The sequence below is a fragment of the Alkaliphilus peptidifermentans DSM 18978 genome (genome assembly GCF_900101495.1).
Classification (GTDB): domain Bacteria; phylum Bacillota; class Clostridia; order Peptostreptococcales; family Natronincolaceae; genus Alkaliphilus_C; species Alkaliphilus_C peptidifermentans.
The window spans coordinates 20,545-44,469 of the sequence record NZ_FMUS01000001.1 but is presented as its reverse complement, the minus strand read 5'-3'; the positions used below and the strand labels follow the sequence as shown (position 1 = coordinate 44,469).

Here is a 23,925-nt window from a genome sequence, read left to right as displayed (position 1 = left end):
AGAAGAAAGGATGTATAACATGGCAGAAACATTAATTCGAACAGAAAATTTAAGCATTAGCTTCGGAGCCCATAAAGCAGTTAATGGTGTCAGCATTTCTCTTGAAAAAGGCTTGTTTACAACTATTCTTGGACCAAATGGTGCTGGAAAAACAACACTATTTAATCTAATAAGTGGACTATTAAAGCCCACCGAAGGTAAAATCTTTTTCAAAGGGACAGACGTTACAGGTCTGTCCCCTGTTGAAAGAGTTAAAATGGGAATGGGAAGGTCCTTTCAGCTAACCAATGTATTTTCAAGGCTTACAACCTATGAGAATGTTAGGCTTGCTATGCAGGCCCATGAAGAGGTTGGCTATAAAATTTTTACTGATCATAGAAGGTTCAAGAGTCTTAATGAAAAAACTGAAGAAATTTTAGAGGAAGTTCTTTTAAAGGATAAAAAGGATTTCTTGGCAGGAGAATTAAGTCATGGTGAACAGAGGAAGCTGGAGCTAGGAATGGTTTTAGCATTAGAGCCGGAGGTGCTGCTATTGGATGAGCCTACAGCAGGTATGTCTATAGAGGAAGTTCCCACCATGATTGATATATTAAGAAGAACAAAGAAAAAGGGTACAACAATTATTTTAATTGAGCACAAAATGGATATGGTTAAGACCTTATCAGATCAATTAATTATTATTGTCAATGGAGCTAAGCTAGTTGAGGGTGACCCAGAAGAGGTTTCAAGAAACCCTGAAGTGCTAAAGGCTTATCTAGGAGGAGGCGTTTTAAATGAACCCACTACTTAAAGCAGAGGATTTAGTATCCTATATAGGGTTATACACCATTTTACAGGGGGTTTCTGTAGAAATTCACCAAGGTGAGGCCGTAGCTCTGTTGGGAAGAAATGGAGCAGGAAAAACAACCTTTTTAAGAACCATCATGGGTTTAGTTAATACCAGAAGTGGATCAATCAAATTGGATGGAGAATCAATTGTAGGTAAACCAACCTATGAAATAGCAAAAATGGGTATAGGCTACGTTCCAGAGGATTATGGTGTGTTTGATGAATTAACAATTGAAGAAAACCTTAAAATTGCCATGTGGAAGGAAGATAAGCCCACTCTTGAAAAGAGGGACTATGTTCTAGACCTATTTCCAGACTTAAAAGTGGCTTATAAAAGATTAGCAAAAACCCTAAGTGGTGGTCAACGACAAATGCTTTCTATTTCAAGAGCATTAGTTAATGAAAACAAAATCATCTTAATTGATGAACCCAGTAAGGGGCTGGCCCCAGTGGTAATTGAAAGACTAGCACTGGCACTTAAGGAAATCAGTAAGAGCACCACCATTTTATTGGTTGAGCAAAACTTTGCCTTAGCATGTGCCGTAGCAGAAAGATATTATATGATTGACGAAGGGAAAACCGTTGATGAAGGCACAATTAAGGAATTAATTGAAGATACTGAGCTACAGAGAAAGCATCTAGGAGTTATATAAGGAGGATAGGATACTATGGATATATTTATAACATTATTAATAAACGGATTAGCCGAAGGAGCTTTGATTTTTCTTATGGCATCAGGGTTGTCCATTATCCTAGGGCTGATGGGTGTAGTTAACTTTACCCACGGTACTTTGTTCCTCTGGGGAGGCTACTCCTTTGTATGGATTTATACCTTGACAAATAGCTTTGTTTTAGGAATTTTAGCTTCAATTTTAATTGTATTTGCATTGGGAGTATTCTTTGAAAAGTTTTTCGTAAGTCGAGTATACGGTAATGTACCTGCACAAATCCTAATTACATTAGGACTACAGGTTATTTTTACCGATTTAGTTAGATTGTTTTGGGGTGCTTCTCCTATTAATGTGGCAAGGCCCAGTTATTTAGCTGGTACTTGGTCAATTGGTGGGGTAACCATTGTTCAGTATAGAGTTTTCCTTATTGTTGTTGGAGCATTAATTGCCATTGGTATTCACATATTACTAAACAAAACTAAGATAGGCATGGTTATTAGGGCAGGTGTACAAAGACCAGATATGGTTCAGGCACTAGGAATAAATATAAAACTTTATTTTACTCTGGTATTTGCAGCAGGAGCAGCCCTTGCAGGACTAGGAGGAGCACTATATGCCCCCCTTGTTGGAAGCATAAGCTCTACAGCAGGAATGCATAATCAGGTATTAGCCTTTATAGTTGTTGTAATTGGAGGAATGGGTAGCTTTATAGGCTCTGCTGCAGGAAGTGTATTTTTAGGTTTAATGGGAGCAGCCGTTGCATGGTATGCACCATCCTTGGCAGTTGTAGCAAATGTAACTTTAATGGCTGCTGTATTGGCATTTAAACCAAGCGGATTATTTGGATTGGCGGTGAAGAAATAATGAAGCTTTTGAATAACATGGATAAGAAAACATTTCTAGCATTAGGTGTGTTACTGGTTGTACTAAGTATTATTCCACATTTTTCTAAGCTGTCTACAATTACTCTTATCAGTCGAATCTTTATACTGGCTGTTTATGGTATGAGCTATGACATACTAAGAGGCTATACTGGCTTTATTAATTTAGGTCATGCATTATTCTTTGGTAGTGGTGCCTATATTGCAGGAATATTTTTCACCAACTTTGGAAACAACCTTGTTGTATTTGGAATGGCAGTGATTGTCACAGTTGTGTTTTGTTCTTTAGCTGCTTATATTATGGGAAAAATAGTTCTGAGGGGTGGTGGAGTTATAGCCGCTGCCATGATTACATTGGCTCTTGGCGAAATTGTCAGGAATATTGCAGAACGCTGGAGAAGTGTAACAATGGGTGCTGATGGATTACCCTTTAAAATTCCAGATGTGTTTAGAGATAGAATAGGCTTTTACTATTACGCCTTAATATTTTTAATAATAATGACCGTTGTATTAAGACAATTTATATTATCTCCAACAGGCAGAGTATTGATGGCCATAAGAGAAAATGAACAAAGGGCCGAATTTTTAGGCTATGAAACTTCAAAATATAAACTGATTGGCTTACAGGTGGCAGGTATTGCTTCTGGTCTTGCTGGAATAATGTTTGGTATATTAAATCGATTTGCCAACACAGATCTTTTGAGTGTGCAGCAAACGCTAAATGCATTATTAATTACTTTGGTGGGTGGTACAGGAACCCTATACGGAGCCATCGTTGGAAGCGCATTTGTAAATGCAGTTCAAAATTATCTTTTAAATCTTCGATCTGTTCATCCTATATTTGAAAGATGGTTATTATTCTTCGGTGCTATGTATGTAATTGTTGTACTATTTATGCCAGAGGGCTTTGTAGGATTATGGAATAAGTATATGAAAGAGAGAAGAACCAAGAAAAATACTAAGGCCATAGAAAAAGGCCTATAGGAGGATTGAATATGTTGAAAAGATTAAGCTATGGAACTATTGAAGTAAAGGGTGGAGATACACTTTTTTATAGGGAAGCAGGTGAGGGTGAAAAGACTATTCTTTTAATTCATGGTAATATGTCCTCTTCTAAGCACTGGGAGCCGATAATGGATTCACTTTCAGAAGAGCATCATCTATATGCTGTTGATTTAAGGGGCATGGGCAAATCCACCTATAATAGACCCTTTAATTCACTTAAGGAGCTGGCAGAGGATGTTAAAGAATTAATTGATCAAAAAATGCTGGAAAATTTAGTTGTGGTAGGATGGTCTACTGGCGGTGGAGTGGCAATGGAGCTGGCAATATTGTATCCCGAGATTATAGAAAGGCTTGTATTAATAAGCTCAGTTTCATATAAAGGATATCCACTATATAAGAAGGATGAAAATGGTCAGCCTATAATAGGTGAGGTTTATAATACTAAAGAGGAAATGGCACAGGATCCAATTCAGGTAATTCCTGCCCTTAATGCAATAGAAAATAAAGATTATGATCTAATGAGACAGATTTGGGATGCCTTAATTTATGTCCATAAAAAACCTGAAGAGGATGATTACAAAATGTTTTTAAACGCAACCTTCGAACAAAGAAATTTAGTGGATATAGATTGGGCATTAGCTAACTTCAATTTGGAAGAGAGTATTAAAAGCATAAATATCCCTGTTTTAGCCCTCTGGGGTGACAGTGATCTTGTAGTTGCAAAAGATATGGTGGAGGAAACAGTTAAAGCAATTGGAGTAAACGCTGGACTGGAAATACTAAAAAATAGTGGTCATTCCCCTATGGTGGATTGTCCGGAGCTATTAGCTGAAAAAATAATAAACTTTATAAAAGAATAAGGTGATATGATGCCAGAGGTAAAAATAAACGGTGTAGATATTTTTTATAAGATAACTGGTGACGGTGATAGAGTACTGGTTATTCTAAATGGAATCATGATGAGTGCAGAAAGCTGGGGAGGGCTTTTGCCCTCCTTTACTAAAGCAGGCTATAGGGTTTTAAATGTTGATTTTAGAGATCAAGGGAAGTCCCAGTCTTCACCAGTGACATATACAATTAGTCAACATGTTGAGGACTTAAAGGGCTTACTTGAACATTTAGGAATAGCAAAGTGTAACCTAATGGGAATTTCCTATGGGGGGCAAGTATCAATGCTTTTTGCTTTAACCTATCCACATATGCTTGAGACCTTAATTTTAGCCAATACAATGGCAAGACTCACTCAATATTTAATAGCTATAGGTGAATCATGGGATGAAGCAGCTAAGCTGAAGGATGGAAAAAAGTTTTTCAGACTAGCGATGCCCTTGATATATTCTGATACCTTCTATGAAAAAAATTGGAAGTGGCTGAAGGATAGAGAAGAGCTATTTAGTAAAATACTGACGGCAGAATGGTTTGAACGATACCTTAGACTTTCCTCTAGCCATGGAGATTACGATATAGTTCAACACCTGACAGGTATAGAGGTACCCACTCTAGTTATTGCCTCTGACAAAGATATAATAACCCCTTACCATGAATTACTATTAATTCATGAAGGGATAAAAGATTCCAAATTCATTATTATACCTGAGGCTGGTCATGCCTCATGCTATGAAAAAATGGAAGAGTTTATACTAATTGTATTGGGATTTTTAGCTATTAATGACTAGTAGGTAATTCCATTAGGAGGTAATGTCATGAAGGATATACATGTTGGAATTGTAGGTATGGGCCTTTATATTCCAGAAACCTATGAAACAGCAGAAGAAATCGCCCAACAATCTGGAATCCCTGTTGATGTTATTAAGAATAAGTTTGGATTCAATAAAAAACCTATTCCTGGTGTAGATGATGGCACTATGGAAATGGGGGTAAGGGCAGCTCAAGATTGCTTAAATAAAACAAACACAAATCCTTTAGATATTGATGTAATAATTTCTATTGGTGAAGAGCATAAGGAATATCCCTTAACTACAACTGGGATATATATTCAAGAGGCTATTGGAGCCTATAATGCATGGGCCTTTGATGTTGCTCAAAGGTGTGGTACAGCAGTAGTAGCCATGAAGCTTGCCAAATCCCTTATGATGTCAGACCCCAGCATAAATACAATATTGATAGCTGGTGGATATAGAAATGGTGATTTTATTGACTATAAAAATGACAGAGTCACCTTTATGTTTAACCTTGCTGCAGGTGGTGGAGCTATTTTGCTTAAGAAGAACTACGGGAAAAACCTGTTACTTGAATCAAGGATTATTACAGACGGTTCATTTGCAAGGGATGTTGCAGTTAAATATGGGGGCACAATTAATCCATTAACTAAGGAGAACATAGAATATGGGCTGAAATCATTAGATGTTTTAGATCCCCAGCATATGAAAAACGGCTTAGGTGAAAAAAGCATGCCGAATTTTTTAAAGGCAATTGATGATAGTTTAAGTGCAAGTGGCTTCAGCAGAAAAGATATTGACTATGTGGCCATGCTTCATATGAAGCCATCTGCCCATGAATATGTTATGAATGAGCTTGGGCTAGGCTTAGACAAATCCATTTATTTAAGAGATTATGGACACATAGGACAAATAGATCAGATTCTTTCCACATCCCTTGCTTTGAATGAAGAAAAAATCAAAGATGGCAGCATTGTAGTTTGGGTTAGCGCAGGTATAGGCTATGCTTGGGATGCTTGTACAATCAAGTGGGGGAATTCATAAAGGAGGGGTGCATATGACCAGTAATGCTAAAGAAATTTATAAAGGTAAGATTAAAAGTATAGATGGTGCATTAAGAACCATTAAATCTAATGATTTTATTATAGCAGCCATGGCAGGAAGTGAACCTATTCCTTTGTTAGAAGAGCTTCATAGGATTAGAGATTATGGAGTAAGGGGATGTGAACTGAGCAATTGCCTACCTATGAAGGATTATGAATTCATTAAGAATCCTGAGTATGCAGATACAATTTTTACGGCGGGCTGGTTCTATTCTCCTGTCATGAGAAAAGCCCATAGCACAGGTAATGTATCCTTTGCCCCACAGCACCTCCATAACTCTTTTACCAAAAGACTATATGCAAGGGATGATAGGCGGCTTGTCCTTCTTTGCACCTGTGCTTCAATGGACAAACACGGATATTTAAGCCTTTCCTTGGGTACTACCTATGAGCGGCAGGCTATCGAAGAGGGAGCCTATGTTATAGCTGTTGTTAATCCCAATTTGCCAAGGACCTTTGGAGATACATTGGTCCACATCAGTGAGATTGATATAGTTGTAGAGTCATCCTATGAATTGCCAACACTGCCGGAAGTTCCAATAAATGAGAAGGATAGAATAATTGGAAACTATATTGCTGAGATGGTGGAGGATGGATCAACCATTCAGCTAGGCATTGGAGGCATACCCAATGCTGTGGCAGAAGCTCTAAAAATTAAAAAACACTTAGGAATTCACACTGAAATGTTTACGGATGGTATGGTGGATCTAATTCAGTGGGGTGCAGTAGATAATTCCCATAAAACCATATACAGAGGTCAAACAGTAGCAACCTTTGCTTTGGGTAGTCAAAGGCTTTATGATTTTATAGATGATAATCCATCTGTAGTTTTTAGATATGGCAAATGGACCAATAACCCATATATTATTGGCCAAAATCATAAGATGGTTTCTATCAATACTTCACTGGAGGTGGATTTATTTGGTCAGTGTGCTTCTGAATCAATTGGACCCATGCAGTTTTCTGGAACTGGAGGGCAGACAGACACAGCAGTAGGAGCTCAGAACTCTCCAGAAGGGAAATCCTTCATTGCCCTATACTCTACAACCACTGTAAAAAATGAAGCAGGAGGAAGGTCTACAATCTCTAAAATTGTTCCTATGCTTAAGCAAGGTGCTGCAGTAAGTCTTTCCAGAAATGATGTAGATTATGTTGTAACAGAGCACGGCATTGTTAGGCTTCGGGGTCGATCTATTAAGGAAAGGGTTGAAAGGCTAATTAGCATAGCCCACCCAGACTTCAGGGATGAATTGAAATTCCAAGCAAAGCAACATGGTATTTGGTAGACAGAGTGACAGAGGTGACAGGAGATAAAGAAATCAATACAAGGAGGTTATATAATGCGGTTAAAGGATAAAGTAGCGGTTGTTACAGGTTCAACTAGAGGTTTAGGAAGAGCTATAGCAGAAAAATATGCTTCAGAGGGCGCAAAGGTTGTTCTTATTGACCGGAGCGGAGATGGTTTAGAAAAAACCATTACTGAAATGAAGGAAAAATACAGTGAGGTTTATGGATATGTGATGGATGTTACAAATAGATCTCAAGTACAAGAGGTATTTACAAAAGTAGTTGAAGATTTAGGAACTGTAGATATATTAGTTAATAATGCTGGTATAACAGCTGATGCTCAGCTTTATAAAATGTCAGATGATCAGTGGGATAACGTAATAAATGTAAACCTAACAGGTGTATATAATTGCTCGAAGGCCGCAGTTAATATCATGAGGACAAAGGAGTATGGGAAAATTATTAATATCTCCTCGGTAGTTGGACTATACGGAAATTTTGGTCAAACAAACTACGCTGCAACTAAGTCAGGAGTAATTGGGATGACAAAGTCTTTGGCTAAAGAACTAGGAAGAAAAAATGTAAATGTCAATGCTGTTTGCCCAGGCTTTATAGAGACTGAAATGACTGCAATAATGCCAGAAAAGGTGCTTGCTATGATGAAGGAAAAGGCTCCCTTAAATAGATTAGGTAAGCCAGATGATATAGCTAATGCATGTTTATTCCTAGCATCAGAGGAGTCTAGCTTTGTAACAGGAACAGTACTTTCGGTTGACGGTGGAATAGTATTATAATAAAAATTTCCCCTATGGCTTATAGCCAATATATATGAGGAGGATGTAAAACGGTAAATGTTTTATGTCTTCCTTTTTTCATTTAGAAAAAATATTATAGAAAGAGATGAGGCATAATACGGTTGAGAATTAATCTACAATAGTATATTATATTGTTAGAACAAACTATTAAAAGTATAGCTTATTTAATGGAATATAAAGAATTTTCAACAGTTTAGCTATTGATTATCTTAACAAATAGTTATATAAAGAATTTTGTCATTATTTTAAAGCATGAAATGATTTTGTTCTAAGTAGATTGAGGAGGAACGTAAAAATGGATAGAAGTTTATCGCTAGAATTAGTACGAGTTACAGAAGCAGCAGCATTAGCCTCAGCCTCCTATATGGGTAGAGGAGATAAGGAAGGTGCTGACCAAGCTGCAGTCGATGGCATGCGAAGCACTTTTGCAGGGCTTTCTATAAAAGGAACTGTTGTGATTGGTGAGGGAGAATTAGATGAAGCTCCTATGCTATATATTGGAGAAGTAGTGGGATGTGGTGAGGGTGAAGAGGTAGAGGTTGATATAGCAGTAGATCCTTTAGAAGGTACTAACCTAATAGCAAAAGGGTTGCCAAATGCAATAGCAGTGGTGGCAATCGCTCCTAAGGGCTGCTTACTACATGCTCCAGATACATACATGAAAAAAATTGCTGTTGGACCAAAGGCTAAAGGAGTTGTTGATATAACTGCTACTGTAAAGGAAAACTTAGAGGCTGTAGCTAAAGCCTTGGATAAAAATATCGAAGACGTAACAGTAATTATACAGGATAGAGAACGCCATGGGGAAATTATTAAAGAGGTAAGAGAAGCGGGTGCAAGAATTAAGCTTTTTAGCGATGGAGATGTGGCAGCGGCAATGGCCACTGGTTTTGAAGAAACAGGAGTAGATATACTGATGGGTATTGGCGGGGCTCCTGAGGGCGTTATTGCGGCTGTGGCTTTAAAATGCTTAGGTGGAGATATGCAGGGTATGCTACATCCTATGAGTGACGAGGAATGGGCTAGATGTAAAGAATTAGGTTTAAGCGAAGAAGATGTTAACCGAATATTGAATCTAGATGCACTGGTTAGTAGTGACGATTGCTTTTTTGCTGCAACAGGAATTACTCAAGGGGATCTTTTGAAGGGAGTCCTTTATTTAGGAAGCAATAGAGCACAAACCCATTCTGTAGTTATGAGGGGAAAAACAGGTACTATTCGATTTGTGGAGGCTATTCATAGATTAGATAAAAATGAAACTTTAATAAATGTTATGAGAAAGCATAAGAGATAATAATAAAGCAATTAGTAATTAGCAATGTGCAATTATTTATTAATAATTATAATTACTCATAAGCTTTCATTGAAAGGTAGGTAATTTTGTGGATAGAAACTTAGCTTTAGATTTAGTAAGGGTTACAGAAACAGCAGCCTTGGGTGCAGCAAAGTATATGGGTAGAGGCGACAAAATTGCTGCTGACCAAGCAGGTGTAGATGGTATGCGAAAAATGTTTGAAACAATTAATATTGAGGGTTTGGTTGTAATTGGAGAAGGCGAGATGGACGAAGCTCCAATGTTATATATAGGCGAAGTAGTAGGAACCTGTGGTACAAAGGTTGATATTGCGGTAGACCCTGTTGAAGGTACAAATTCTGTGGCAAAGGGGTTGCCTAATGCCATTGCTGTTGTTGCTATGGCGCCAAGAGGCTGCCTTCTAAATGCTCCAGATATGTATATGGATAAGATAGCTGTTGGTCCAAAAGCAGCTGGTAAAGTACACTTGGATGCTCCAATACATGAAAATCTTAAGGCAACTGCTGAAGCATTAAATAAAAATATCGGGGACTTAACAGTAACTATGTTGGATAGGCCTCGGCATGAAGAAATCGTTAAGGCATGTAGAGATGCAGGTGCAAGAATAAAGCTATTTAAAGATGGAGATGTGGCTGCTGCATTAGCCACTTGTTTTGAATACACAGGAGTAGATATACTATTGGGCATCGGTGGTGCCCCGGAAGGAGTTATTGCTGCTGCAGCTTTAAAGTCTATGGGAGGCGAGTTTCAAGGTCGATTAGTACCTTATACAGATGAAGAAAAAAATAGATGCATAAAAATGGGTATAGATGTCGATAAAGTATTATATATGGATGATTTAGTTAAAGGTAACGAGGTTTACTTTGCAGCAACAGGAATTTCTGATGGAGAGCTACTAAAGGGAGTAGTATATCCTAAAAAGGGAATTGCTAAAACCCATTCAGTTGTAATGAGATCAGAAACTGGTACCATTCGATTTGTTGAAACTATCCATAAGCTTAATAAAAAACCCAGTTATGCTTACTAACTTTTGTTGATAAAACAATAAGTTGACTAATATTGGAAAAAATGATAAAATCTCGTTATTACAGAGGAACTAATTTCTTCTGTAGAAAGGTTTAGGAGGTGTTGAATTGAGCAGTATAGATTTAGTGTCCTTGAAAATTAATGAGTTAAGAGAAGTTGCAAAGGGCATGGGATTAAAGAGTACGACAAAGTATAAAAAAGATGAGTTGATCAAATGGATACAAGAACAAAAGGAAACAACAACTAAAGATGATAATATAACAAAATTGCCTATTCAAGAAAAGGTAGAAAAGGTAGAAAAGAGAACCAATCATCATCAGCTACCAGATCACCTGAACGATGAAATACCTGAGGGTGAGGAGGCAAATATAGCAGATGGAATATTAGAAACCCACGCTGATGGATATGGCTTTTTAAGAAGAGAAAATTACCTCTCTAGTGATGATGACATCTATATTTCTCCGTCTCAAATAAGACGATTTAACATGCGAACAGGTGACAAGATTACAGGAATAACAAGATCACCAAAAAGTGGTGAGAAATTTAAAGCCCTTCTATATGTGAAAAAAATCAATGGATTAGAACCGGATTCTGCAACAAAGCGACCAAATTTCGAGGATCTTACCCCGATATATCCCCAAGAAAGAATTAATCTTGAACTAAATAACAAAGAGCTATCAACACGCTTGATAGATTTAATTGCGCCTATTGGAAAGGGTCAACGGGGAATGATTGTAGCACCTCCAAAAGCAGGTAAAACAATATTACTGCAGAAAATAGCCAATAGTATTGCAATCAATTATCCTGAAATAGATATTATTGTTCTTCTTATAGATGAAAGACCTGAGGAAGTAACAGATATGCAACGATCAATAAAGGGAGATGTTGTTTATTCTACCTTTGATGAATTGCCTAGCCATCATATAAAGGTTGCAGAGATGGTTTTAAACCGTGCTCAGCGACTTGTTGAACATGGTAAGGATGTTGTTATTCTATTAGACAGTATCACAAGGCTGGCAAGAGCATATAACCTTACAATACCACCTACAGGTAGAACCTTATCAGGTGGACTTGATCCAGGAGCTTTACATAAACCAAAAAGGTTTTTTGGAGCTGCAAGGAATCTGGAAAATGGTGGTAGCTTAACAATTATTGCAACAGCCCTAATTGAGACGGGAAGTCGAATGGATGATGTTATTTTCGAGGAATTTAAAGGGACAGGCAACATGGAGCTTCATTTGGATAGAAAGCTGTCTGAAAAAAGAATATTCCCTGCATTAGATATTAATAAGTCTGGAACTAGAAGGGAAGAATTATTATTAAACCAGCTGGAGCTAGAAACAATATGGAATATTCGTAGGGCCATGAGTAATAATAGTGTTCAAGATGTTACTGAAAAAATAATAAGCTCATTGGTAGAAACCAGATCAAATTTCGAGTTTGTAGATATGTTTAAGAAGAAGATTTAATGGAATTATACCCTTGCACCTATGCATGTTGTATGCTATAATGTAATAGTTAATTTAGCCTAGAAGTTAGTAGTGCTGATATATAAATCATACTTATTATATATAAGGGATATGGAAAGAAGAGGTGAAGAAAATGAAGAAGGAAATTCATCCAGAATACAAAGAGGTAGAAGTTCATTGCGCATGTGGAAACACATTTAGAACTGGTTCTACTAAAAATGAAATTAGAGTAGAAATTTGCTCAGAATGTCATCCGTTTTTCACTGGTAAGCAAAAATCAGTTGAAAAAGGTGGACGTGTAGAAAAATTCAAGAAGAAATTTGGAATGTAATTATCCATATAAAGTATTTTATCAAGGTCGGCAGAAATCTTCTGACCTTGATTTTTTCATGTTCAGAATAAATGACAAAAAAGCTTTTATTTTGATATAAAAATGAAGGTTTTTTTGATGCTCCTGTGGAATTGTTAATTTGAGATTTTTTATATAATAGGCTTTTGGGGGGATATTAAAATGGTTGATATAATGGAATATTCAAAGAACGGAAGCATTGAAATTATTGTAGGTCCGATGTATGCAGGGAAAAGTGAAGAATTAATAAGACGTATAAATAGAGCCAGAATTGCAGAACTAAAGGTATTGGCCTTTAAGCCTAAAATTGATAATAGATATAATAAGGATAGTATCACCTCCCACAATGGAAAACAGGCTGATTGTGTTGCTGTAGACGCTTCACAGGAAATATTAGAGTATATTAAGGATAAGGAATATGACCTCCTTGCCATTGATGAGGTTCAGTTTTTCGATGAAGGAATCGTTGAGTTGTGTCAGCTGGAAGCAGATAAAGGAAAAAGAATCATCTGCTCTGGGCTAGATATGGATTTTAGGGCCGAGCCCTTCAAGGTTGTACCACAATTAATGTCTATTGCTGAGCATGTTAGTAAACTGACTGCTGTTTGTATGGTGTGTAAGCTACCTGCTACAAGAACTCAAAGACTAGTAAATGGACAGCCTGCTAAATATTCAGATCCTATAATTTTGGTTGGAGCAAAAGAAGATTATGAAGCAAGGTGTAGAAAATGCCATGAGGTGATAGAATAAAACAATGAGTAATTAGTAATGAGAAATGAGAAATGAGAAATGAGTAATGGAAGACAATGAGTAATGAGAACAATGAGTAATGAGTAATATAATACAAAAACAAAGAAAATAAATATTTTTTATTGAATTTTACATACTTTTAACTAAAAGCTAATTTAAATGGGGTAATCTAATAATATGGAGGTGACCTTATGAAGAAAAAAGTTGTTGCATTTGTATGTGTTCATAATTCATGCCGTTCTCAAATGGCTGAAGGATGGGCAAAGCATTTAGGAGGAGATGTGCTAGAGGTCTATTCTGCAGGCACTGAAGAGTACCCTGAGGTAAAGCATGGTGCAGTCCAGGTAATGGAGGAATCCTTAATTGATATGAGTGATCATTATCCTAAATTACTAAGTGATATTCCTGCAGAAATAGATATACTTATTACTATGGGATGTAATGTATCCTGCCCCTTTGTTCCCTGTAAGCACCAAGAGGATTGGGGACTAGAAGATCCATCAGGTGGACCGATTGAAGGTTTCAGGAATACTAGAGACTTAATCAAGAAAAAGGTTGAACTCTTAATCGATCGAGTGAAAAAGGGAGAATTATAATTTTTACTTTGCAATCTGAGAATCCATCAAGGATTCTTTTTTTTACTCAAAAAAATATAAATGGAAAAAATTTTTTTAAATTTTTAAAATATTTAAAGGGAGAATCAACACCAATAGAGAATATTTATGATACAATTTTAATAAGTATAAAATGTGGACAAAGAATAATAAGATTTCTTAAGGGGTGACCGTGATGCGGAAAATGCATTTAAGGGACATTACTGACATAGAGATTTTGCAGGAGATACAAGATGGGTTTGCTAGATCAACTGGACTAGCCGCAGTTACAGTAGATTATAAAGGCAGACCTGTCACTGAATACAGTAACTTCTCTCGTTTTTGCAAGCTTATTCGTGAAGAAGGTAAATGTCGAGAAGCTTGTCACCGATCAGATGCATATGGTGGGTTAGAGGCAGCAAGAAAAGAGAAACCTTATATTTATCGTTGTCATACGGGCTTAGTAGATTTTGCTATCCCAATCATAATAAATGGACAATATATGGGGTCTATTATGGCTGGGCAGGTAAAAATAGAAGAAGGTGAATTAAGTAGGCTGGACCATATTATAAACGAAACAAATCATTGGAAGGATAATGAAGAAATAATGGAGGCCTATAATGAAATTCCGCTGATTTCATATGATAAAATTTCAGGCGCCGCCCAGATGATGTTTTTAGTTTCCAATTATATGGTTGAAAAGGATGTAATGCGATTAATGCAGGAGGAGCTTAACGTACAAAATCTAAAGCTTATGGAAGAGGTAAAGGTTAGAGCAGAGCTGGAAAAGGCCTTAAAGGATACTGAGATTAAAGCCCTACAATCACAGGTTAATCCACACTTTTTATTTAATGTACTAAATACTGTAGGAAGACTAGCTCTAATTGAAAAGGCGCCAAAGACACAAGAAATTGTCCATTCATTGGCAGAAATCCTTCGCTATGTACTAAAGAGTATTAATAAGCTAGTTGAACTAAAGGATGAAATTGACCATATCGAACGATATCTAAAAATACAGTCAGTAAGGTTTGGCGAACGGATTCAGTACAAAATAGATATACCTAATTCCCTTCATAAAATTTTAATACCTTCAATGATATTACAATCACTGGTAGAAAATTCAATTAATCATGGATTAGAGCCTAAAGAAGAATATGGAAATATTAAAATTACAGGTTATGCATATGAAGATGAAGTTATAATTGAAATATCTGATGATGGAATTGGTATTCCAAAGGATAGACTTAAAATGATTCTTGACGAAGATAAAGATATTGAGGGAATGACAACCTCTATTGGCATTGGCATTAATAATGTAAATAAAAGATTAACCCATCATTATGGACCAGAATACAAGATCGAAATAAAAAGCAAACTTGAAGTGGGGACAACGGTAAAGGTTAGAATTCCTAAGAAAATAAATTCGAGGAGAGCTTTACATGTATAAAGTACTTTTAGTAGATGATGAATATCTAGAGCGAGAGGCTCTTAAAATCATTCTAAATGACGAAGACGATGATATTTTAATTGTTGGCGAGGCATCAACAGGCAAAAAAGCTGTTGAATTATGTGAAAAGCATAACCCAGATATGGTTATTATGGATATTAGGATGCCGGGTATGGATGGACTTGAGGCTACAGAGATAATTAAGAGACAGGATAAAGATAGGGTAGTAATCATTGTATCAGCCTATGACGATTTTACTTATGCCCAAAGGGCATTGAAATCAGGTGCCAATGATTATATTTTAAAACCAGCACGACCAATAGATATTGTAGATGCAGTGAAGAAGCATAGAGGGAAAGAGGGCCCTAAACGTGATATAAAGAAACAGTTAATCGAAGAGCTAGTTCAGCTGATTCGCATGGAAGACTATAAAGACGCAAAGATTAAAATGAAGGAAGTTGTTAATCAATTAATTTATCAACATGGAGAAAACCAAGACCAATTGAAGATAAATACACAGATTATATCAAAAAGAATGCTGGAGGCTTGTGAACACAAGGGGCTGAACTGGGTTAATAATTATAGATATGATGATGGTATCTTTGAAATGATTAATCAATATAATGTTGGCGAAAAGCTTTTTGTAGTTTTAGATTATATTTTCGAAGAAATTATTAATGTAAAGGCTGTTGAGGAAAACAATGAAATAAATGCAGTCTTAAATTATATAGAAAAGAACTATCACAAAGGGATAACACTGGAGGAAGTTGCTGAATATGTACACCTAAGTCCCCACTATTTAAGTAAGCTCTTTAAGAAAGAGCTTGATATAAATTTCGTTAACTATGTTACGGAAAGAAAAATCGATAGAGCAAAAGAATTACTTACTGAGTCTGACATGCCAGTATTGAATATCGCAATGGAGTTATCCTATAATGAGCCTAATTACTTTAGTAAGGTATTCAAAAAGGTAGTAGGGATGACACCCACAGAATATAGAGATATCAATGGAAATCACAAAACTCAGCAGAAGGATTTGATTAGAAAGTATACACGTATTTCAAATGGAAAATGGTATATATAATACAAATGCGACGGGGGTCACTTCAATTAGAAGTGACCCCCGTCGCATTGTGTTTCCATAATTCACAAACTTGGGTGATTATGTCACCCAAGTTTGCTTTTTTTGACTAAAAAATATCTTTGTAAGGCAATAAATTACCTTGACTAATAAAATGACAGAAAATTATAACTATTTAACAAAATATTATCCGTAGACTGTATACACACTTACAAATGTTTATCATTAGAGGACAAATTCCTATCAAGGCAATTAGCAATAAATATAGAAATCTACAAATACACATATATCAGTTCTTATAAATAAACGGAGGAAAACGTTTATAAAAAGGACTTCAAACAAAATGCTACACAAAAAAATGAAAAAGGGGGCTTTTTAGATGACCAAGGAAGCATTAGGGATGGTAGAAACAAAGGGTTTGGTTGGTGCTGTTGAAGCAGCCGATGCTATGGTAAAGGCAGCAAATGTAATGCTGGTAGGCTATGAAAAAATAGGATCAGGCTTAGTTACAGTAATGGTTAGAGGCGATGTAGGAGCTGTAAAGGCTGCTACTGATGCAGGAGCAGCTGCTGCAGAAAAGGTTGGCGAAGTTGTTTCTGTTCATGTAATTCCAAGACCGCATACAGACGTTGAAAAGATGTTACCTAGATAGGAATCTATGAATATTAGTGGAGGTGTAAAAAAATGAAAGAGCAATTAATTGAAAAGATTATGGAAGAAGTTATGAAAAAGGTTGAAGAACCTAAGGCTGAAGCTAAGCCTCAACAAAAATATTGTGGAATGACAGAATTTGTAGGAACAGCCATTGGCGATACAATTGGGTTGGTAATTGCAAATGTAGATCCAAGTCTTCATGAAATGATGAAGCTAGACAAAAAATATCGCTCTATAGGTATTATCGGTGCCCGTACAGGAGCAGGACCTCAAATAATGGCAGCTGATGAAGCTGTAAAAGCTACAAACACAGAAATAGTAACTATAGAGCTTGCTAGAGATACCAAAGGCGGAGCAGGACATGGATCCTTAATAATCTTCGGAGCTGAAGATGTTTCTGATGCAAGAAGAGCAGTTGAAGTAACCTTAAAGGAACTAGACAGAACCTTTGGCGATGTTTATGCCAACGATGCAGGTCATCTTGAGTTCCAGTACACTGCTAGAGCAAGCTATGCTTGTCAAAAAGCCTTTAATGCACCTATAGGTAAGTCCTTTGGTCTTATAGTAGGAGCACCTGCTGCAATTGGCGTTATCATTGCAGATACAGCAGTAAAATCTGCAAATGTAGATGTTATTGGATATGCTTCGCCAGCAAGTGGAACAAGCTACTCAAATGAGGTAATTCTATTTATCAGTGGAGATTCTGGTGCAGTAAGACAATCACTAATTGCTGCAAGAGAAGTTGGGGTTAAGCTTTTAGGGACCCTTGGAGAAGAGCCTAAGCCAGCAACAACTCCATATATATAATACCTGAATATTCGATAAAGGAGGGAAAAGTAGATGAAATCAAAACGTTTTCAAGTATTAGCCGAACGACCTGTAAATAAAGACGGCTTTGTAAAGGAATGGGCAGAGGTTGGTCTTATTGCCATGAATAGCCCGAATGATCCAAAGCCTAGTATAAAAATAGTAAATGGTAAAGTTGTAGAACTAGATGGAAAAAAACGAGAAGAATTTGATTTACTGGATTATTTTATTGCTGAACATGGCATTAATTTGGCAAAAGCAGAAGAGGTTATGGGAATGGACTCTTTAGAGCTTGCTAGAATGCTGGTGGATATCAATGTCCCTAGAGGAGAAATTGTAAAGCTAACAACCGCCATGACTCCTGCAAAAATCGTAGAGGTTGTTGGACATTTAACAGTTTTAGAAATGATGATGGCCATGAGTAAGATGCGTACTAGAAGGGTTCCATCTAACCAATGTCACGTAACAAATTTAAAGGATCATCCTGTTCAAATTGCTGCAGATGCAGCTGAAGCAGCTGTTAGAGGCTTCGATGAGCAAGAAACAACAGTAGGTATTGCCAGATATGCTCCCTTCAACGCTCTATCCCTTATGGTTGGAGCCCAGGTTGGTAGACCTGGAATATTAACACAATGTGCTGTTGAGGAAGCTACTGAACTAATATTAGGTATGAGGGGATTAACAGCATATGCTGAAACAGTATCTGTATATGGTACAGAGCAGGTATTCATCGATGGGGATGATACTCCTTTCTCAAAGGCCTTCTTGGCTTCTGCCTATGCTTCAAGGGGACTAAAAATGAGATTTACCTCAGGAACAGGCTCAGAGGTGCAAATGGGTTATGCTGAAGGAAAATCAATGCTTTATTTAGAGGCTCGTTGCCTATATGTAACTAAGGGTGCGGGATCTCAGGGAACACAAAATGGATCGGTAAGTTGTATTGGAGTACCTGCAGGGGTTCCTGGAGGAATCAGAGCGGTATTGGCTGAGAACTTAATTGCAACTATGCTAGATTTAGAATGTGCCTCCAGTAATGATCAAACCTTTACCCATTCAGATTTAAGAAGAGTGGCTAGATCACTAATGCAAATGGTTCCTGGAACTGACTTTGTATGTTCTGGCTATAGTGCTACTCCTAACTATGACAATATGTTTGCAGGATCAAACTGGGATGCAGATGACTATGACGACTGGAACGTTATTCAAAGAGATTTAAAAATAGATGCAGGCTTAAGACCAGTGTCTGAAGAGGCTGTTATAAAGGTTAGAAATAAGGCTGCAAAGGTTATACAAGCTTTATTTGATGAGCTCGGTCTTCCAGCGGTTACTGATGAAGAGGTTGAAGCTGCCACATATGCCCATGGAAGTAAGGACATGCCTGATAGAAATGTAGTAGAAGACTTAAAGGCTGCTGGAGAAATGATGGCTAGAGGAATTACTGGAATTGATGTAGTTAAGGCCCTTTACAAAAAAGGATATGAGGATGTTGCCAATAGCGTACTTTCAATGTTGAAGCAGAGGGTAGCAGGAGATTATCTTCACACCTCAGCAATTTTGGATAAAGACTTCAACGTAATAAGTGCTGTCAATGATCCTAATGACTATAGAGGACCGAAAACAGGATATGTGATTAGTGATGAAAGATGGGATGAAATTAAAAATATATCAAATGCCATTAAACCAGAGGATATTGGTTAAATAAGGCTTAGGAAAGGGGTGTAAGCAAATGGCCATAAGTGAAAAATTAATTCGTGAAGTGATAGAAGAGGTTTTAAAGGGTTTTAATCTGGAGGATACAAAAGCAGGTGGACCAACTGTCAATGAAAAAAGCAAAATGGAATTCGTCGAAAAGGGAACAGCCTCTGCTGGAACACGGAAGGATGAAGTTGTTATTGCAATAGCACCAGCCTTCAATCAATATCAGACTAAAACTATTGTAGATGTACCTCATCATGATGTATTGAGGCAAGTTATTGCAGGTATCGAAGAAGAAGGACTGAAGGCTAGAGTAATTAAGGTGTTGAGAACATCTGACGTTGCCTTCATGGCCCATGATGCTGCAAAACTAAGTGGTTCTGGTGTAGGAATTGGTATTCAATCGAAGGGGACTACTGTTATTCACCAAAAAGATTTATTACCTTTAAACAACCTAGAGCTTTTTCCACAGGCACCTCTGTTGGACTTAGATACCTTTAGAGCGATAGGTAAAAATGCTGCTAAATATGCTAAGGGTGAATCACCAAATCCGGTGCCCACAAGAAATGATCAGATGGCAAGACCGAAGTTTCAAGCAAAGGCAGCTTTGCTTCATATAAAGGAAACAGAGCATGTAGTAATGAATGCTAAGCCTATCGAATTTGAAGTGAAGTTCTATTAATAGGAGGTGAATGTAATGAATCAACAATTATTAGAGCAAATAGTAAAGGAAGTCATGGCTTCAATGGAAGGAAGCACAGTGACGAAACCACAGGAAAATACAACTAATGTAAAGGGGAACACTGTGAATGCAAAGCAGGATTATCCTTTAGCAAATAAAAGACCAGAGCTTTTAAAATCACCAACAGGTAAAACATTAGAGGATATTACACTTCAAGGAGTATTAAATGGAGATATAAAGGCTTCGGATGTTCGTATATCACCAGAAACCCTTGAGCTTCAAGCACAGATTGCTGAATCAGTTGGTAGAGACGCATTTGCTAAGAATTTAAGACGGGCAGCAGAGCTAATAGCTGTCCCAGATGATAGAATATTAGAAATCTATAATGCCCTTCGACCATACAGATCTACTAAGAAGGAACTATTTGATATAGCAGATGAGCTTGAAACAAAATATAGTGCAAAAATAAACAGTGCTTTTATTAAGGAAGCTGCTGAAGTATACCAGTTAAGAAATAGACTAAGACAAGAGTAGAAATCTTGGATTAAATCCAGGAGGTAATAATATGAGACTGATTGCTGGAGTTGACATTGGAAATGCAACAACTGAGGTTGCAGTTGCCTATATATCTGAGGACAAAAAGGTAAACTTTTTATCCGGGGGTATAGTAGATACCACCGGAATTAAAGGAACTCGCCAAAATATTCATGGTGTATTTTCAGCCCTGAAGCAGGCCTTAGATAAATGTAGCTATAAAATTGAAGATCTTCATCTAGTTAGAATAAACGAAGCCGCTCCCGTAATAGGGGATGTAGCCATGGAAACTATTACAGAGACTATTATAACTGAATCCACCATGATTGGCCACAACCCCTCCACGCCGGGAGGAGTAGGAGTAGGAATAGGAACAACAGTTGAATTAACTGATTTGGTGAATAGAGGGCAACAGGAGCCAGTAATTGTATTGATTGGCAGAGAAGTAGACTTTGAGGATGCCGCCAATATAATAAATAAGGCTATTGACAAAGGTATTAAGGTTACCGGAGCCATTGTTCAACGTGACGATGGGGTTCTCATCAATAATAGATTAAAAGATATTATACCAATTGTGGATGAAGTGAGCCTGCTGGAAAGGGTGCCTGTTGGTATGAAGGCAGCAATTGAGGTAGCTCCTCCAGGCGGTGTCGTTGAAATGCTGGCTAACCCCTATGGAATCGCAACGGTTTTCCAATTGAGCAGTGAAGAGACTAAATTAATTGTACCTATTGCAAGAGCATTAATTGGTAATCGTTCAGCTGTAGTTATTAAAACTCCAAAGGGAGATGTTCAAGAAAGACGAATACCTGCTGGACAGATTCATATAATTGGTGAAAAAAGAAGAGCATCAGTAGATGTAGATGAAGGTGCTTCTAGAATTATGAAGGTATTAATGGATATAGCACCTGTTGAAGACATAAAGGGAGAGCCCGGCACCAATGCTGGTGGAATGCTGGAGAGGGTAAGGCAGGTAATGTCTGACTTAACAAAGCAGCACCCTAATGATATAAAAATTCAGGATATGCTGGCTGTAGATACTTTTGTACCCCAGAAGGTGAAGGGGGGCTTGGCTGAAGAATTCTCAATGGAAAACGCAGTTGGGATAGCAGCCATGGTAAAGGCAGATAAGCTACAAATGAATATGATAGCTGATGAGTTGGAAAATAGAATGGGAATAAATGTAGAAGTGGGTGGAGTTGAAGCCGATATGGCTATACGTGGAGCACTAACAACACCAGGAACTAATGTCCCCCTAGCTATACTGGATATGGGAGCAGGCTCCACGGATGCCTCCATTATCAATAAGAAGGGTGAAATCACCTCTATACATTTAGCTGGTGCAGGTAATATGGTTACCCTACTGATCAATTCAGAACTGGGACTGGAGGATTTTGCACTGGCAGAGGATATAAAAAAATATCCCTTGGCTAAGGTAGAGAGCTTATTTCATATAAGGCATGAGGATGGAGCAGTGGAGTTTTTCCAAGAACCTTTAGATTCCAGCGTTTTCGCTAGGGTTGTCATTTTAAAGGAAGGTATGATGGTGCCAATTCCTGGGCAACAGTCTATTGAAAAATTAAGGTTCATCCGAAGGAATGCCAAAGAGAAGGTCTTTGTAACAAATGCTTTAAGGGCCTTAAGCATGGTATGCCCTACAGGTAACATCCGTGATATAGAATTTGTTGTTTTGGTAGGCGGATCTGCCCTGGATTTTGAAGTTCCACAGCTTGTAACCGATGCATTATCTCAATATGGAGTTGTAGCAGGAAGGGGTAATGTTAGAGGAACAGAAGGGCCTAGAAATGCAGTGGCAACAGGCTTAATACTGGCAGCGGATGAGGGGAGCGGTGCTATGTGAAGATGAATGACGGGAGACCAATTCCATCTATTCATGTGTACTACTCTTCATTAATAGAAGATACTTCCATATTTAATCAGCTACTATATGGAATTGAAGAGGAAGGCATTCCCTTCAATCTTCAAGGGAAAGAAGAAGCCTCAGCCATAAAACTAAGCTACTTGGCTGCCCAAAATTCAACTTTAGATGTGGGAGTAGGCGTTGGTGAGGCAGGAGAGGTTATACTGCATTACACAAAGCTTAATAAAGATAAACCATTATTTCAAATCCATCTTAAAGAAGATGTAAAGAAGCTTAGAAATTTAGGAGCTAATGGAGCAAGACTTGTTAAGGGGCTACCCTTTAAGGAGCTAGAGGCTGTAGATGTAGAGTATATTGGTGTGCAGGAGAAGATTTCTAAAGAGGAAGTAGCCCTTATTGTGTCACAGGTACTAAATGTAATAAAGAAGATGAATAGTTGAAGGGGAGGTGAAGGCTTTGCCGAGACCTGCATTAGGAATAATTGAAACTGTGGGTTTAGCTGCTGCGATAGAGGCAGCAGATACAGCTGTAAAATCGGCTAATGTAGCTTTAATTGGATATGAGCTGTCTAAGGGCGGTGGAATGGTTACCATTAAGTTAGAGGGAGACGTTGGTGCAGTAAAGGCAGCTGTTGAAGCGGCATGTGCTGCTGCAGAAAAGGTAAATAAGGTTTGGAGCAAGCAAATTATCCCTAGACCCCATGAGGAAATAGAAAAGCTTATTATCACAAAGGATACGGTGGGTATAGACTTCTCGACGCCAGATCCTGTAACGGAAGAAATCATAAGTGATGAAGAGGAAAAGGACTCTAGTCTAGAGATTGAAGAAGAATCAATAGAAAATGAAGGAATAGAAGAAAATGAAGACAAAGAAAACAATGAAGAAGATAATGTTGAAGAGGTTGAACCAGAAAAAGAGGATGACGAAGTATGCAATTTATGTAAGGATGCAAAATGCCCTAGAAGAAAAGGGGATTTAAGAACTAATTGCATTAACTATGAAGAATTGAAGGAGGTATTATAATGGGTGACGCATTAGGTATGATAGAAACTAAAGGTTTGGTTGGAGCAATTGAGGCTGCAGATGCCATGACCAAGGCAGCCAATGTTAATTTAATTGGCTATGAAAAAATAGGTTCAGGACTTGTTACTGTAATGGTAAGGGGCGATGTAGGTGCTGTAAAGGCTGCTACTGATGCTGGTGCCGCAGCTGCTGATAGGGTTGGAGAATTAGTATCTGTTCATGTAATACCAAGACCAAATGTTGATACAGAAAAGATATTACCTAAAGGTATTGAATAATCAATTAAATTGAGGAAGTTGCAGCTTATGGATTTGTGCAATTTCCTCAATAATATTATAGTTATATTTAG

General features: G+C 37.5%; 25 protein-coding genes and 1 pseudogene. All 26 read left to right on the top strand.

The genetic code is table 11. The features are described 5' to 3' along the window. Positions 1–19: 19 nt before the first annotated feature. The 26 genes and pseudogenes from BLP68_RS00235 (at position 20) to BLP68_RS00105 (ending at position 23,854) form a co-directional block, all read left to right on the top strand. Positions 20–790: an ABC transporter ATP-binding protein gene (locus BLP68_RS00235; RefSeq protein ID WP_091538586.1), complete on the top strand. Its 771-nt coding sequence runs from the start codon at positions 20–22 to the stop codon at positions 788–790. After that, on the top strand, positions 774–1,481 hold the full coding sequence (locus BLP68_RS00230) for an ABC transporter ATP-binding protein (protein WP_091538583.1): 708 nt from the start codon (positions 774–776) through the stop codon (positions 1,479–1,481). The genes BLP68_RS00235 and BLP68_RS00230 overlap by 17 nt, the downstream gene beginning before the upstream one ends. Before the next feature lie 15 nt (positions 1,482–1,496). Then, positions 1,497–2,363 (top strand): branched-chain amino acid ABC transporter permease, encoded by an 867-nt coding sequence (locus BLP68_RS00225; protein ID WP_091538580.1) that lies wholly within the window; start codon positions 1,497–1,499, stop codon positions 2,361–2,363. After that, positions 2,363–3,364, top strand: coding sequence for a branched-chain amino acid ABC transporter permease (locus tag BLP68_RS00220; RefSeq protein ID WP_091538577.1), 1,002 nt, complete (start codon positions 2,363–2,365; stop codon positions 3,362–3,364). Before BLP68_RS00225 ends, BLP68_RS00220 begins: the two co-directional genes overlap by 1 nt. A gap of 11 nt (positions 3,365–3,375) precedes the next feature. Beyond that, positions 3,376–4,245, top strand: a complete 870-nt coding sequence (phaZ, locus tag BLP68_RS00215; RefSeq protein ID WP_091538574.1) for an intracellular short-chain-length polyhydroxyalkanoate depolymerase — start codon at positions 3,376–3,378, stop codon at positions 4,243–4,245. Between the two features lie 9 nt (positions 4,246–4,254). Beyond that, the gene (locus BLP68_RS00210; protein WP_176758787.1) at positions 4,255–5,061 is read left to right on the top strand and encodes an alpha/beta fold hydrolase; all 807 of its coding nucleotides are present in this window, start codon (positions 4,255–4,257) and stop codon (positions 5,059–5,061) included. Between the two features lie 27 nt (positions 5,062–5,088). Further along, positions 5,089–6,108, top strand: a complete 1,020-nt coding sequence (locus BLP68_RS00205) for a 3-oxoacyl-ACP synthase (RefSeq protein ID WP_091538571.1) — start codon at positions 5,089–5,091, stop codon at positions 6,106–6,108. A 13-nt stretch (positions 6,109–6,121) separates the two neighbouring features. Further along, a complete protein-coding gene (locus BLP68_RS00200; RefSeq protein ID WP_091538569.1) occupies positions 6,122–7,453 on the top strand; it encodes an acetyl-CoA hydrolase/transferase family protein in 1,332 nt (443 codons plus the stop codon). Between the two features lie 54 nt (positions 7,454–7,507). Further along, positions 7,508–8,248, top strand: a complete 741-nt coding sequence (fabG, locus tag BLP68_RS00195; RefSeq protein ID WP_091538566.1) for a 3-oxoacyl-ACP reductase FabG — start codon at positions 7,508–7,510, stop codon at positions 8,246–8,248. 316 nt (positions 8,249–8,564) lie between these two features. Next, positions 8,565–9,563, top strand: coding sequence for a class II fructose-bisphosphatase (gene glpX / locus BLP68_RS00190; RefSeq protein ID WP_091538563.1), 999 nt, complete (start codon positions 8,565–8,567; stop codon positions 9,561–9,563). 88 nt (positions 9,564–9,651) lie between these two features. Continuing rightward, entirely contained in the window at positions 9,652–10,611 is a 960-nt protein-coding gene (gene glpX, locus BLP68_RS00185) for a class II fructose-bisphosphatase (RefSeq protein WP_091538561.1), read from the top strand. A 106-nt stretch (positions 10,612–10,717) separates the two neighbouring features. Continuing rightward, a complete protein-coding gene (rho, locus tag BLP68_RS00180) occupies positions 10,718–12,079 on the top strand; it encodes a transcription termination factor Rho (RefSeq protein ID WP_091538559.1) in 1,362 nt (453 codons plus the stop codon). Positions 12,080–12,212: 133 nt separating this feature from the next. Then, positions 12,213–12,410, top strand: a complete 198-nt coding sequence (gene rpmE / locus BLP68_RS00175; protein ID WP_091538556.1) for a 50S ribosomal protein L31 — start codon at positions 12,213–12,215, stop codon at positions 12,408–12,410. A 180-nt stretch (positions 12,411–12,590) separates the two neighbouring features. Then, the gene (locus tag BLP68_RS00170; protein WP_091538553.1) at positions 12,591–13,178 is read left to right on the top strand and encodes a thymidine kinase; all 588 of its coding nucleotides are present in this window, start codon (positions 12,591–12,593) and stop codon (positions 13,176–13,178) included. A 191-nt stretch (positions 13,179–13,369) separates the two neighbouring features. Then, positions 13,370–13,774 (top strand): arsenate reductase ArsC, encoded by a 405-nt coding sequence (locus tag BLP68_RS00165; RefSeq protein ID WP_091538550.1) that lies wholly within the window; start codon positions 13,370–13,372, stop codon positions 13,772–13,774. A gap of 193 nt (positions 13,775–13,967) precedes the next feature. Next, entirely contained in the window at positions 13,968–15,218 is a 1,251-nt protein-coding gene (locus tag BLP68_RS00155; RefSeq protein ID WP_091538545.1) for a sensor histidine kinase, read from the top strand. Further along, positions 15,211–16,302: a response regulator transcription factor gene (locus tag BLP68_RS00150; RefSeq protein WP_091538542.1), complete on the top strand. Its 1,092-nt coding sequence runs from the start codon at positions 15,211–15,213 to the stop codon at positions 16,300–16,302. Before BLP68_RS00155 ends, BLP68_RS00150 begins: the two co-directional genes overlap by 8 nt. A gap of 376 nt (positions 16,303–16,678) precedes the next feature. Continuing rightward, positions 16,679–16,951: a propanediol utilization microcompartment protein PduA gene (gene pduA / locus BLP68_RS00145; protein WP_091538539.1), complete on the top strand. Its 273-nt coding sequence runs from the start codon at positions 16,679–16,681 to the stop codon at positions 16,949–16,951. Between the two features lie 32 nt (positions 16,952–16,983). Then, a complete protein-coding gene (pduB, locus tag BLP68_RS00140; protein WP_091538536.1) occupies positions 16,984–17,760 on the top strand; it encodes a propanediol utilization microcompartment protein PduB in 777 nt (258 codons plus the stop codon). A gap of 33 nt (positions 17,761–17,793) precedes the next feature. Next, complete coding sequence (locus BLP68_RS00135) at positions 17,794–19,458, top strand: propanediol/glycerol family dehydratase large subunit (RefSeq protein ID WP_091538535.1); 1,665 nt, start codon at positions 17,794–17,796, stop codon at positions 19,456–19,458. Positions 19,459–19,486: 28 nt separating this feature from the next. Then, entirely contained in the window at positions 19,487–20,137 is a 651-nt protein-coding gene (locus BLP68_RS00130) for a propanediol/glycerol family dehydratase medium subunit (protein WP_091538532.1), read from the top strand. A gap of 15 nt (positions 20,138–20,152) precedes the next feature. Then, positions 20,153–20,671, top strand: a complete 519-nt coding sequence (locus BLP68_RS00125) for a diol dehydratase small subunit (protein ID WP_091538529.1) — start codon at positions 20,153–20,155, stop codon at positions 20,669–20,671. Positions 20,672–20,702: 31 nt separating this feature from the next. Beyond that, positions 20,703–22,532, top strand: coding sequence for a diol dehydratase reactivase subunit alpha (locus BLP68_RS00120; protein ID WP_091538528.1), 1,830 nt, complete (start codon positions 20,703–20,705; stop codon positions 22,530–22,532). A gap of 2 nt (positions 22,533–22,534) precedes the next feature. Beyond that, the gene (locus tag BLP68_RS00115) at positions 22,535–22,993 is read left to right on the top strand and encodes a glycerol dehydratase reactivase beta/small subunit family protein (protein ID WP_091539213.1); all 459 of its coding nucleotides are present in this window, start codon (positions 22,535–22,537) and stop codon (positions 22,991–22,993) included. Positions 22,994–23,009: 16 nt separating this feature from the next. After that, positions 23,010–23,276, top strand: a pseudogene (locus BLP68_RS22365) (BMC domain-containing protein); the annotation flags it as partial. 296 nt (positions 23,277–23,572) lie between these two features. After that, positions 23,573–23,854 carry a BMC domain-containing protein gene (locus tag BLP68_RS00105; protein ID WP_242876875.1) on the top strand — a complete coding sequence of 94 codons (282 nt, stop codon included), beginning with the start codon at positions 23,573–23,575 and terminating at the stop codon, positions 23,852–23,854. Positions 23,855–23,925: the final 71 nt, after the last annotated feature.